General features: G+C 31.6%; 9 protein-coding genes. All 9 read left to right on the top strand.

Going from position 1 to position 13,980, the window contains the following annotated elements:
- Window positions 1-12 precede the first annotated feature (12 nt).
- The 9 genes from ACMFBB_RS03575 to ACMFBB_RS03615 all read left to right on the top strand — a co-directional run bounded on the left by ACMFBB_RS03575 (window position 13) and on the right by ACMFBB_RS03615 (window position 13,809).
- On the top strand, window positions 13-801 hold the full coding sequence (locus tag ACMFBB_RS03575; RefSeq protein ID WP_435263090.1) for a precorrin-6A/cobalt-precorrin-6A reductase: 789 nt from the start codon (window positions 13-15) through the stop codon (window positions 799-801).
- Complete coding sequence (cbiD, locus tag ACMFBB_RS03580) at window positions 792-1,877, top strand: cobalt-precorrin-5B (C(1))-methyltransferase CbiD (protein WP_435263091.1); 1,086 nt, start codon at window positions 792-794, stop codon at window positions 1,875-1,877. Before ACMFBB_RS03575 ends, cbiD begins: the two co-directional genes overlap by 10 nt.
- Entirely contained in the window at window positions 1,874-2,593 is a 720-nt protein-coding gene (locus ACMFBB_RS03585; RefSeq protein WP_435263092.1) for a hypothetical protein, read from the top strand. The genes cbiD and ACMFBB_RS03585 overlap by 4 nt, the downstream gene beginning before the upstream one ends.
- Window positions 2,587-4,227: an AAA family ATPase gene (locus tag ACMFBB_RS03590; RefSeq protein ID WP_435263093.1), complete on the top strand. Its 1,641-nt coding sequence runs from the start codon at window positions 2,587-2,589 to the stop codon at window positions 4,225-4,227. The genes ACMFBB_RS03585 and ACMFBB_RS03590 overlap by 7 nt, the downstream gene beginning before the upstream one ends.
- Before the next feature lie 10 nt (window positions 4,228-4,237).
- Window positions 4,238-5,539, top strand: coding sequence for a cobyrinate a,c-diamide synthase (locus ACMFBB_RS03595; RefSeq protein WP_435263094.1), 1,302 nt, complete (start codon window positions 4,238-4,240; stop codon window positions 5,537-5,539).
- Window positions 5,540-5,545: 6 nt separating this feature from the next.
- Window positions 5,546-6,136, top strand: a complete 591-nt coding sequence (locus ACMFBB_RS03600) for a cob(I)yrinic acid a,c-diamide adenosyltransferase (RefSeq protein WP_435263095.1) — start codon at window positions 5,546-5,548, stop codon at window positions 6,134-6,136.
- 58 nt (window positions 6,137-6,194) lie between these two features.
- Window positions 6,195-7,262 (top strand): cobalamin biosynthesis protein CobW, encoded by a 1,068-nt coding sequence (gene cobW, locus ACMFBB_RS03605; protein ID WP_435263096.1) that lies wholly within the window; start codon window positions 6,195-6,197, stop codon window positions 7,260-7,262.
- 65 nt (window positions 7,263-7,327) lie between these two features.
- Window positions 7,328-11,074: a cobaltochelatase subunit CobN gene (gene cobN, locus ACMFBB_RS03610; RefSeq protein WP_435263097.1), complete on the top strand. Its 3,747-nt coding sequence runs from the start codon at window positions 7,328-7,330 to the stop codon at window positions 11,072-11,074.
- A 98-nt stretch (window positions 11,075-11,172) separates the two neighbouring features.
- The gene (locus ACMFBB_RS03615; protein WP_435263098.1) at window positions 11,173-13,809 is read left to right on the top strand and encodes a T9SS type A sorting domain-containing protein; all 2,637 of its coding nucleotides are present in this window, start codon (window positions 11,173-11,175) and stop codon (window positions 13,807-13,809) included.
- Window positions 13,810-13,980: the final 171 nt, after the last annotated feature.

Here is a 13,980-nt window from a genome sequence, read left to right on the forward strand (position 1 = left end):
AATAACGAGAAAATGATATTAGTATTTGGAGGAACAACGGAAGGTAAAAAAGTAGCAAAATTGCTTCAAGAGAAATCGATGCCTTTTGTGTACTCAACAAAAACAAATATCCCTTTTCAAGAAAACGACATTGCAACGTATCGATACGGAGCTTTAAATGAAAAACAGTTAGAAAAGTATCTACTAGAAAATAGTATAGAAATTATTATTAATGCGTCTCATCCTTTTGCTGAATTACTCCATAATACAATCGCTAATACAGCAGAAAAAATGCAGATACCTGTTATTCGATTTGGTAGGAAATTACTTTCAAAAACAACAAGCTCACTAGTAACTTATGTAAATACTTATGATGAAGCTACTAAACTATTTAACGAAAGTCATATACTATTAGCATTAACAGGTGTACAATCTATTAAAAAATTAAAGCCTTGGTGGCAAAAACAACCAATTTATTTTAGAATACTAAACAGACCTGAATCATTAGCCATAGCGGCTGAGAGTAACTTTCCTAATAAACAATTGATATTAGGCTTACCTTCTGATAATTTGGAAAAAGAAATTGACTTAATTAACAAAAAAGCTATCAATTTAATTTTAACAAAAGAAACAGGCAACAGTGGATTTTTAAGTACAAAAATTAATGCTGCGCTAAAAACAAACACGCAAATAATTATTATCAATCAACCAAAAATACCTCAATATTTTAAACTGGTATTTAATGAAAATGAATTAGATAAATTAATTACTGAAATACAAAGTTCTATATCACTAACTAATAATACTGCAAAATGGGATTAAGAAAAGTACCTAAAGGTCCCTTAAAAGAAGGATTTACAACTGGAACCTCCGCTACTGCAGCTGCTAAATCAGCATTGATGGCCATAATACATCAAAAAAAGATTAATACAGTTAGTGTTCATTTGCCTATTGATAAAGTTTTAGAAATTCCAATTTATCATTGTGAGTTTACTGAAAACACAGCTAAATGCTCTGTTATTAAAGATGCTGGTGACGATCCTGATGTAACAAATGGAGCAGAAATAGGATGCATTATAAAGTTAACCCAAGAAAAAGAAATTCAATTCATTGCTGGAGAAGGTATTGGTACAGTAACCCTTAAAGGATTAGAGCTTGCTATTGGAGAACCAGCCATTAACCCTGTTCCAAGAAAAATGATAACTAGCGCTATACAAAAATTACTACATGATTATGATTTAGAATGTGGGGTTTCAGTGACCGTATTTGTTACTAATGGCAAAAAACTAGCAAAACGAACACTAAATGAACGTGTAGGAATACTAAACGGTCTTTCTATTTTAGGTACAACTGGTATCGTAAAGCCATATTCTTCATCTTCTTATATAGCAAGCATAGAACAAGGTATAGATGTAGCAGTTGCCAATAAAACTTCTGAGTTAGTAATAAACTCAGGAGCAAGAAGTGAAAAATATTTATCCGATAAATTTAGTTATTTACCCGAGTATTCTTTTATTCATTACGGAAATTGGATAGGTGAAACATTAACTAAAATAAACAAATCTCCTATAAAAAAAGTAAGCATTGGTATTATGCTAGGCAAAGCTGTAAAATTAGCAGGAGGTGTTACAGATACACATAGCTGCGTTTCTAGTTGGAATAAAGATTTCGTAGTTGATTTAGCTCATCAAGTTGGCTATTTCGACTCCGAAAAAATTAAGGCTCTAAACATGGCTGGACGATTGATTGAGCTATTTGATTTTGAACAAAACTCACCTTTTTATCAATTGTTATTAGAACATTGCTATCAACATACCCATATAAAAATTAAACAGGTAGACCTAAGCATTTACCTTATTCATAAAAACGGAACTCTTATTAAACATATTAAAAAATGACTTTAACATCTTTAATTAGGCCTTTAATGGCTGGTATTCTTCATTCATTTGAACCTGACCACGTTACAGCTGTTTCAGTACTAGCCACTGAAAACGCAATTAACAAAAAAAAGGTAAGTTTCAAAACTGTATTTAAGGCATCACAATGGGCTTTTGGACATTCTGTTACCCTTTTACTTTTTGGAGGTATCGCCTTACTTTTTAAAAGTATGGCAACTATATTTGTAAATGATATTTCTTTCTATGCTGAATTAGCAGTTGGCCCCATCATGATTTGGTTAGGAATAGTAGCCATTAAAAGAAATCATGCAATTAATGAAATGGTTAATGACCATAAAAAAATTGAACCGCATGAGCATGAACTATCTAACCCTATACATTTACATGGTACTAAAGGAGAAGAAATAGCTGTTAACCCAATGAATAAATCATTTTGGATTGGTATGCTTCATGGCCTTGCTGGTACAGGAGGCGCATTAACATCTGCTCTTGTATTAAGTAGCTCTACTGTAAGTAATGCCATTCTTATTCTTGCTGTTGAATCGTTAGGAATTATTATAGCAATGGGAGTTTATAGCTATGTATTAATAGTAGTAATGAGTCGTTTTTTAGAAAGAAATTTGTCTATTTTTAAATGGATGAATGGTGTAGCTGGGGCTGCTTCTATTTTCATTGGAATTGTATGGTTATATAATAGCATTTCGGAATTATGGTAAAAAATAACCCCCTTACTAACTTTCCTTTTTCGGCCATAGTTGGTCAAGATAATTTTAAATTAGCTCTTATTTTAAATCTTGTTGATCCCCTTATTGGTGGTGTACTAGCTATTGGAGATAAAGGAACAGGAAAAACAACATTGATTCGTTCATTAACCAATTTAATGGGAGAACAAAAAAATTCCCCTTTTATTAACTTACCTATTGGGGTTTCAGAAGATCGACTTATTGGTAACATTGACCTGGAGCAGTTAATAAATGCTAAAAAAGAAGTTATTAATCCTGGTTTAATGGCACAAGCTCACCAAGGAGTATTATATATAGATGAAGTAAATTTATTACAAGATTATCTTACTGACATACTATTAGATGCTGCTGCCTCTGGAAGTTATCATTTGGAGAGAGAAGGGGTTTCTCATTATTTTAAAAGCAGATTTTGTTTGGTGGGATCTATGAACCCTGAAGAAGGAAATTTAAGACCACAACTTAAAGATCGTTTTGGCTTGAGTGTTATAATAGAAACACCTACAACCCCTGAAGTGCGTCAAAAAATTATCAAACAACGTTTTGAATTTGATGATAATCCTTTGCAATTTATTGATTTCTATAAAAAACAAAATAAAAAAGTAGCTACCCAAATTAGCAATGCTAAAAATAAATTAAAATCTATAAAAATAGAAGATGCTATAATTGAATATTGTAGTGAATTAGCTATTAAACATCAAGTGGAAGGACTGCGTGCAGATATTTTATTAGTAAAAACAGCAAGAGCTTTTGCAGCATATCAAAATCTTTCTGAAATAACTAAAGAAACTGTAGATACTATTGCTGATTTGGTATTAAATCATAGAAAAAAACATACGCCACCTAGCCAACAAAACCAGTCTCAAAAACAAGAAAATCAATCTCAAAAACAATCTTCTGAAAACACTCCTTCAAAAGAAGAAAATGTACATATTCGCATTCCAAAAAACACTTTTCAAAAACAACAAAAAACCACAAACAACACCATTCAGCAAGGAGTCAAAACTAGTGTGAATAATGAAGGTACTATACTAGAAATCGACACAAAGAAAACAATTGGTCAATACCTAACAACTGATAAGTTTGAATTAAAAGCAAAACGAAGAAATAATCTTTTAAAGCAACATCATATCTTTTTAATAGATTCTAGTGGTTCTATGTTAAAAGATAAGATTATAGCTTATGCCAAAGGTGCTGTTAATAAACTTGCCAAAAATTCTAAAACTCAGAATACACAGTTTTCTATTGTATCGCTTTTCAATGGAGAAGCTCAATTAATTTTAAAGCAGACCATTATTTTAAACGAAATAGAAACTGCTTTAACAACTCTGCAAACTGGAGGTAAAACAAACTTGAAAGCTGGTTTTAAAGAAGTAAAATCAATTTGCACCAACATAGAGTATAATCACAACCTCCACATAATAACCGATGGAAAACTAAACACAGGAGACAATCTTGAAGATACTGTTTTGGCTTTTCAAACTTTTTGTAAAGGAATAGACAATACTCAAGTTATTGATGCAGAAAAGGGGTTTGTTAAAATTGGAGAAGCCTTTGAACTTTCTAATAGAATTAACGCCAACTATGAAGTTTTAATTACTGATAACTAAACATATTTTTTTGACAAAACAATTCATCATATCAGCCCCCAATAGTAACGCAGGAAAAACAACAATTACGTTAGGTTTATTACGTTTATTTAAACGTAATAAAACTGAAATACAACCTTTTAAGGTTGGGCCAGATTATATAGACCCTAAATTTCACCAATTAGCATGTAATAAAATTGGAGTAAACTTAGATTTATTTATGATGTCTGAACTTGAAATATCCTCGTATTTAAATTTCTATGGAAAAAATGCTCAAATAAATTGCATTGAAGGTGTTATGGGATTATTTGATGGTGCAAATAAAGCTCTAGGAAGTACTGCTGCATTAGCTAAAAAACTAAAAACACCTGTATTACTGGTTATCGATGCCAAGGCAGTTGCATACTCAGTTGCTCCACTTATTCAGGGGTTTGTAAACTTCGATGAGGATCTAGAAATCATGGGAGTAATTTTTAACCGAGTAGGATCGGAAAGACATTATGCTATAGTTAAAGAAGCTTGTGAAGATATTAATGTAAAATGTTTTGGATATTTATCAAACTTAAAGAACTGCTCAATTCCTTCAAGACATCTAGGGTTAAATATAGAAGAGATAGAAAAGTTTGATGTTATTATAGACCAAATTTCTCATGAATTAGAGAAAACTGTAGACTGGAAATCCATATTAAACGCATCTAAAGAAGTTGAGCAAGCAACTATTCCAATAAAACAGCCTGCAAACAAATTAAAGTTTGCTATAGCTAAAGATGAAGCTTTCAATTTTATATACCCTCACAATGTAACTGCCATGAAACAATTAGGTGAAGTTACTTTCTTTAGCCCTATTCACGATACTGAAATTCCGAAATGTGATTTAATATTTTTTCCTGGTGGATATCCTGAATCACACTTAAAAAAACTTTCTTCTAATGCCTCTATGCTGGAAAGCATTAAATCATTTGCTGAAAATAATGGCCATATATATGCAGAATGTGGAGGAATGATGTATTTAGGGAATTCTATTATTTCTGAAGAAGGAAAACCTTATAAAATGGTTGGGTTTTTCGATTTTAATTCAACTATAGCTACAAAAAAATTGCATTTAGGGTATAGAAAATCAAAAACAAAAAATTATACTTTTAAAGGACACGAATTTCATTACTCTAGTTTACTAAACGATAAAGAAGCTACTATAAATGCTACGGTATTAAACGCTAGAGATAGTGAAACAAATACTAAGATTCATAAAAAAAAGCATGTTTTAGGATCTTACATACATCATTTTTTTGGATCTATTGAAACACTTTCACATTTAATTAATGAACTAAAATAATACTATATGAAAATTTACACAAGAAAAGGAGACAAAGGAAGTACCGGCGTTTTTGGAGGAAAAAGAGAGTTTAAAAATTCAACTCGAATAGAATGTATTGGAACCCTAGACGAGGTAAATTCTACCATAGGATTGTTACGTTCAAAATTAGGAAACAATCATGAATGGCAACCAAATTTACATCGCATTCAAAAAGATATGATGAACATGATGTCTCATTTAGCGCGCCCTTCAAATTCTAAAAAAGAAAATCCAAATCCTGAACCTAAAGATGGTGCTGAATTTTGTGAAAAATGGTTAGATGAAATGGAAAACAATATTAGTTCTCCCTCTGATTATTTTTTATTACCTGGTGGAAATGAAATATCTGCGCTTTGTCATGTTTGTAGAACGCAAATAAGAAGAGGAGAAAGACAATTAGTTACTCTAATGCAAGAAGACCCTGAATGTGTTCACGAGTATATTATGAGCTATGTAAATAGAATGTCCGATTTATTTTTTACTATGGCTAGAGCTGAAATGGATAAACATGGAGTAGCTGAAGAAAAATGGAATCTTTTCTTATACAAAAGAAAGAAAAAAGCAGTTAAAAAATAATTTAGAAGCTGTTTCAGAAAAACATCAAACAATATTAATAATTTTAGATAGAATAAAAATGAATAAAATACCAATTACCATTGTTACCGGATTTTTAGGTGTAGGAAAAACAACTTTAGTACATAACATGTTAAAAAATGCTAATGGAAAGCGTATTGCAGTTTTAGTGAATGAATTTGGAGAAGTAGATGTAGATGGACAATTAATAGCTTCCTCTGAGTGTGGAGATGATGACTGTAATTTAGTTCAATTACCAAACGGCTGTATTTGTTGTACCGTACAAGAAGAGTTTTTACCTTCTATGTTACAATTGTTAGAACGTAAAGAAGAGATTGACCATATTGTAATAGAAACATCGGGTTTATCAATGCCTAAACCTTTAGTAAAAGCAGTAAACTGGCCAGATTTAAAACCCCATATTACTATTGATTCTGTGATTACTGTAGTAGATGCTGTTGGAATTGCTACAGGAGAAATTTGTGATAGAGAACGTGTACAAGCGCAACGTTTAGCAGACGATACATTAGACCACGAAACACCTATCGAAGAGTTATTTTTAGATCAATTATCATGTGCTGACTTAGTTTTAGTAAGCAAAAGAGATTTAGTAGATGATGAAAAATTTTCAGAAATAACAAAAATTATTACGGAGAAAGCAAGACCCAATACCAAAATTGTTCCTGTTATAAAGGGAGAATTGGATAATTCTATATTATTAGGTATCCATGCTTCTGCAGAAGATGATGTAGATAACCGACATTCTATCCATGAAGAGCATCATAAACATGGAAACCACCACCACCATAATGATGATATTAAAACGGTTTTGTTAGCATACCCTAAAACCGATGATATTAAAGTGTTAGTAAATGAATTAAAAGCTCTTGTAGAAAAACACGAAATCTACAGAATTAAAGGCTTCGTAAATATTCCTAACAAACCAATGCGTATGGTTTTGCAAGGTGTAGGTACACGTTTCGATTACTATTTTGAAAGAGCCTGGGGAACAAATGAAGAACGTAAAACAAGTATCGTAGTTATTGGTAAAAACATAGAATTGAATGAAAAAAATGAAGTAATTACTCATGCACATAGTCATAACCACGGACATGCTCACTCTCATTAATAACATTGATAGTTTGCAATACTAGTGTAAATCAATATAGATAGATTTCATAAAAATCATAAGACGTGCATTTAATTTCTACCATACCAGGCGGCTGGAACCCTAACGATGAGGGTGTTTTTTACATAGATCAATCTCCTGGAGACATTGTTTTTTTATCTTCGGCCGATTCTGATTTATTTATGATGAATAACGCCTACAAATTACTTTATAATTCTGTAGGCAATGCACCTTCTTTTCGCTTTGCTAACCTTAGTTACTTTAAACAAGAATTAACTATAGACACCTATATTGATGAAGTAATTTCTTCAGCAAAAATTGTTATTCTTAAACTATTAGGAGGTAAAGCATATTACAATTATCTATGTGAAGCTGTAACTGATTGTTGTGAAGAGAATAGTATTCAATTAATATTCTTACCAGGTGATAATAAACCCGACTTGGAGTTAATGAAATCTTCTAACATCCCTTTGAAGGAAGTCGATCTTATTTGGAAATATATTCAATCTGGTGGTATTGAAAATTGCCTATCCTCTCTTCAATTGATTAGTAATAGAATTACTAATTTAAAAATTACACCAAATGCTATTAAAGCTATTCCTGATCTATTTTTATACCACCCGAAGGAGGGAATTTATACTGTATCAAAACAAAAAAGAGAAAAAAAACAAGTTATTATTTTTGGGTACAGAAGTTATTATTTATCTAATAACCTAGCACCTTTTCATAGTATTATTAATGCATTAGAAGAACAAGATATTTCGTCTGTTGTTCTAATGGCTGCTGGGTATCGCGAACAAAACATTCAGCAACAAATAGCTAACTTGTTAAAAGTTTATCAATTAGAAAAACCTCAAGTTATCATTAATACTACAGGGTTTAGCGTTCAAGGATTTCATGAAACCTCGCAAAGCTTATTTGATGTGTATAATGTACCCGTAATACAAGCAATTATGGGAAGTTGCAACCATGAAAATTGGTTAGAAGGTAATTTTGGGTTACCTCCTACTGATATTGCTATGAATATTGCGTTACCTGAAGTTGATGGTAAAATTATATCTAAAGTTATTTCATTCAAAGAATCTATTGAAAAAGATGTTTTAACTGATTCTGAAGTAGTTTCTTATGTTCCACATATTGAAGGTTGTGAGTTTGTTGCTCAAATGGCTAAATCATGGATAAGCTTGCAACAAAAAAAGAATTCAGAAAAAAAAATAGCCTTAGTTTTACCAAATTATCCAAATAAAAATAGCCGTTTAGCAAATGGTGTCGGTTTAGATACTCCGCAAAGTACTTTGCAAATATTAGCTAAATTATCAGAAGAAAACTTTCTTTTAGCTCCAAACTATCCAAAAACAACAAATGAATTAATTAACCAACTAACGAATTCTATTACCAACGATATTGAAACTATCAATTCATTAAATGAACTGCATAGTATTAAATTAGATGAAGCTGTTTTTTATCACTACTACAATCAATTATCTGACAACCTTCGTGAAACTATTGAAGCACAATGGGGAACTCCAAATGAATCTCCAAATTACCAAAAAGGTTGTTTTTTAATTCCTGGTTTTCTATCTGAGAATATATGTGTTAGTATTCAACCGAGTAGAGGTTATAATCTAGACTTACAAGCCAGTTACCATTCACCTGACTTACCCCCTCCTCCAGCCTATTTAGCATATTATATTTGGTTACAATATAGCTTTAATGCAGATGCTTTAGTGCATATTGGAAAGCATGGGAATTTAGAATGGTTACCAGGAAAAAGTGTAGCCTTAAGTAAAGAAACTTGTTTTCCTGCTGCTATCTTAGGGGCTATTCCTCATTTTTATCCATTCATTATTAATGACCCTGGGGAGGGTACTCAAGCTAAAAGAAGAAACCAAGCTATTATTTTAGATCATTTAATACCTCCAATGACAAGAGCTGAAAATTATGGGGAGCTACTAAAATTAGAACTCTTAATTGATGAGTTTTATGAAGCTGCTTTGGTTGATAAAAAAAGAGCTGATTTACTTAAATCTAAAATTGAAAATCTCGTAAACGAAACTCATCTTAAAACAGATTTAAATCAAGATGGAAAAGATATTGATACTTTATTAGAAGTTATAGATGGTTATTTATGTGAACTAAAAGAATCTCAAATTAGAGGTGGACTACACATTTTAGGAAACTTACCTAAAAAAGAAAAATTAATTGACTTAATCGTTGCTTTACACCGGTTACCTCAAGCTAATTTAAAAGGGATAACACAAAGTTTAGCTGAAGATTTACACCTTAATTTTGATCCTATAAATGTTTCTTATTCAGATATATTTGAAAAAGAAATTTTTGGTATTCCTTGTAGAACATACGGACAAGCTGTAGAGCTTTTAGAAAACAAGGCTAAAAACATCATTCATCAATTAGTATGTGGAAATATAATTCCTAAAATTGGAGAATCTACTGATGAATTAATTAGTTATATAAAATTAAATACCCTACCAGTATTAGAGAAAACAAGTAATGAAATTGGTAATTTAATTAAAGGATTAAACGGACAGTATGTTCCTGCTGGTGGATCTGGCGCACCAACAAGAGGAAGGTTAGATATTTTACCTACTGGACGAAATTTTTATTCAGTTGATGTTCGTACTATCCCTTCTGAAACAGCCTATCAATTAGGGCAAAAAAGTGCTCAAAATATTATTGATCGGTACTTACAAGAAAATGGAGAATACCCTACTTCTATTGGATTATCAGTTTGGGGAACCTCAACAATGCGTACAAGTGGAGATGACATTGCACAAGCATTAGCTTTAATTGGTGTTAAACCGATTTGGCAAGGTAGCAACAGAAGAGTTAAAGACTTTAAAATAATTTCTACATTAGAACTAAAAAGACCTAGAGTAGATGTCATGTTGCGTATTTCTGGCTTTTTTAGAGATGCTTTTCCCGATATTATTTCTCTGTTCAACGCTGCCGTTGAAAAAGTTGCTCAATTAGATGAAACAGACGAGCAAAACCCGATAAAAAAACGTGTAAATAATGAAAAAAAACAATGGATACAACAAGGGTTAGATGATAAACAAGCCAATGAGAGATCTCTATTTCGTGTATTTGGTTCAAAACCTGGTGCATATGGTGCTGGACTCCAAGGCTTAATTGATGGAAAAAACTGGACTACTTCAGATGACTTAGCACAAGCCTATATTAACTGGAGTGGATATGCTTATTACGGAAAAGATAACAGTGGAAAATCTGCACATGAAACTTTTAAAAAGAGACTTTCTTCCATTGAGGTCGTTATGCAAAATCAAGATAATAGAGAACATGATATTTTAGATTCTGATGATTATTATCAATTTCAAGGAGGTATGACAGCTGCTGTAAATACCATAAAAGGATCACAACCTGAAACTTATTTTGGAGATCATTCTCGACCTGAAAACCCAAAAATAAAAACCTTAAAAGAAGAGCTATTAAAAGTCTTTCGATCACGAGTAGTAAATCCAAAATGGATGGAAGGTATGAGAGAACATGGATACAAAGGAGCCTTTGAAATGGCTGCTACCATGGATTATCTATTTGCTTATGATGCAACCACTAACTTAATAGAAGATTTTATGTATGAACAAATTACTGAAAACTATTTGTTAGAGGATAAAAATAAAAACTTTATAGAACAGCATAATCCTTGGGCATTAAAAGATATGTCTGAACGAATGTTAGAAGCTATTCAAAGAGGAATGTGGGAAAACCCTTCAGAAGAAATCGTAGAAGAGTTAAAAGAGATTTATAAAAAATCTGATGCAATTACTGAATAGTCTTTTGAATCATCACATCTTTTTTAGTTACATGGTTTATTAAAAAAATCACTAAAAATAAACTACCTTTATTGCATTAACACGTATCCCCTTTTATTATGAAACAATTAAGTATTTATTTATTTGCTTTACTACTTATGTTCTCTTGTAAGTTTGATAAAAAAAACTCAACAAGTATTCCTCAAAAACATAAAAAAGAAAAAAAAGATGAAAACCCTGATAAATATGCTATATGGACAGAAGCTCAAGCCGCTAGACATCAAAAGATATTACAAAAACTAACAATTTCTGCTAAAAAATTTAGTCCAAAAAAAGGAAGTTCTAACAGTTATGCTGATGGTAACTTATATGGTACATGGACAAATAAAGGTCCTAAAAATATGCCTGGTGCCTTTAAATTTGCAGAAATGTTAGAAGGTACCGATGTTATATACGGAGTAACTCACAATCACTACCCTGGGGAGTTTAACTCTAAAGCATATATCTTTAGAGGTACTGTATACAACCCCAAAAAAGGCAAAGGTGGTGATGATTTTACCTTGCTTACTGCTAATTGGCCAAATAGGTATCAAAATTTGTTTGCTTTTAAAATAGGTACTACGACCCGACTAATTGCCCATATTGAAAATGGCCCTTTATATTATTCAGATGATGAAGGAGCTAACTGGGCACGATCTAATGGTTTACCAAATGCTAATACAAGTTCAGCTATTAACCGTCAAGATAATCATTCTATATACGTCACCGATGGTAAAAAAATATATGTATCTGTTGATAAGGGTATGAATTTCTCTGTATTAAAGGATTACGGTTCTACAAAAAGAAGTAGTTTTTTATACACGCCAAGATATTCGTTACAACCAAACGCTAGTGCTGTTTATTTAGCTCGTAATGGTTCTTTTTTCCAATTAAACACTGCAAAAACAGATTTTACATTAGTAGGTAAATATACTAATAGTCATGGTAATCGTCAATTTAGTATTGGTGGTGATAGTAGAGTATTTTATGTTACTGAAAATAAAAACTACTGGGTATCCACTGATGGTGGTAAAACATGGGTTAGTAAATTTCCAAAAGGAAACTGGTATGGAGATAGAACTGGAAAGATGTCTCCAGGTAAATTTTTTGCTGTACACCCAGAAAACCCCAATATTTCTATTGCAGGATATGCGCAACCTGTTATTTCTTTAGATAAGCTAGATACTGATTTATCAACCACTAGTGGATGGGGAAGTTATCAAAATGGAACACATTTAAATGCCGAAGACTATTACAATAGGATTCGATTTAATTATCATCCTGATTTTCAAGCTTCACATTTTTTTTATAATAGTTCTGGTGATTTGTTTTCTGCAAGGTGCTCTGATGGCGGTATTTTTATTTCTTATAAAGAATGGAAAAGCTTTCCAAATGAAGGTACAGCTTTTGATAATTCAGGATATGCCAACGCTCACTACATTAATTTAAATGTATTAAATACCATAAATCCCTTGATTTATAGAGAAAATATATTTACTGGTGCTAACAATCCAAATCATATTTATTATAGCACTCAAGACCAAGGTAGTGGAAGTATTATTCGTGATACCAATAATGAAACGCTAGATTTTTATCAAAGTATTGGGGGGGATGGTCCTCCAATAGATAGTTACGATGGTAAACATGCCTGGAAATGGCAACGAGAAGGCAAAAAAGTATTTGCTCCAGTAAAAATTTATAGTAATTCTGGAGGTTTTCAATCTATAGGAAAAATTAATTCTCTTTTTAAAGAAGAGCACTCTGTTAGCTTTGCTAGGAAATCAGAAATGGGCTGGGTGCAAACATATATAGATCATACAGATTCAGATAAAAACATGTGGGTTTTGGCTAAAGATTTAAATAGGGTCACTTGGAATGGTACAAATATTACTTCACACACAATTAATAAAGGTAATAATCATGTAGCCGCTTTAGCACAAGCAACAAGTAATCCTAATAAATTATTTATGCTCCAAGATAGTAAAGTGTTTATTTCAACGGATAGAGGTATTACGTTTAAAACTTCTGTAAATACTCCTTTTTCTTTAACAAATGAATCTTGGGGAAAAGGTGATATAGGTAGTGGAGTTGTATTACCGACTAATGATAATTGGATTTTATTTTGTGGCCCTAGCACTAACAATGTTGGTGCTATTTTATCAAAGGATGGAGGACTAACTTGGATTGATGTTACAGGTGAGTTTCCTAGTGGAATTGATGCTCAAACAGGAGGCATGGTAGCTACCCCTAATGGTAAATTTGTATTTGCAGGTACTGATATTGGTCCTTATGTTTTTGATGTTGAAAATGAAAAATGGTATTCTTTAGCGGAAGGTATTGGTTTTTTCAATGCTATGGATGTAGATTATATTCCAGCTATAAATACAGTTCGTTTTGCCTCATGGGGTTCAGGAATTTTAGATTTTAAAATTGACGCGAAATCATTAGCTATAAATGATCATTCTTTGGATGTATTGACACTTTTCCCTAACCCTGCTAAGGATTTTGTAACAATCAGTTTAAAGTCTTCATTAACCAATAAAGTATCCATTGAAGTTTTTACCCTTCAAGGAAAAAGAGTAATTTATAAAAAAGAAATTTCTTTTATTAATAAAAAAACCACTTTAAATACTTCTGAACTTGTAACTGGTATATACCTAATTACTATTACTGATGAAAACAATAACAAAGCGACTAAAAAAATGATTATAGAATAGCTTTCTTGAAAATTTAGCAATAACAAAAAACACAAGTGACTTATTTAAGTTACTTGTGTTTTTTTTTAATTAATATGCTTAAAATTATTAAATATTAGGAATAAAAACTAATAGAGATTTTAAATAAAAAGGCAACCAATAAATCAGTTGCCTCTTACTAAATTAAAATAT

The sequence above is a fragment of the Tenacibaculum sp. nBUS_03 genome, assembly GCF_051201695.1.
GTDB lineage: Bacteria > Bacteroidota > Bacteroidia > Flavobacteriales > Flavobacteriaceae > Polaribacter.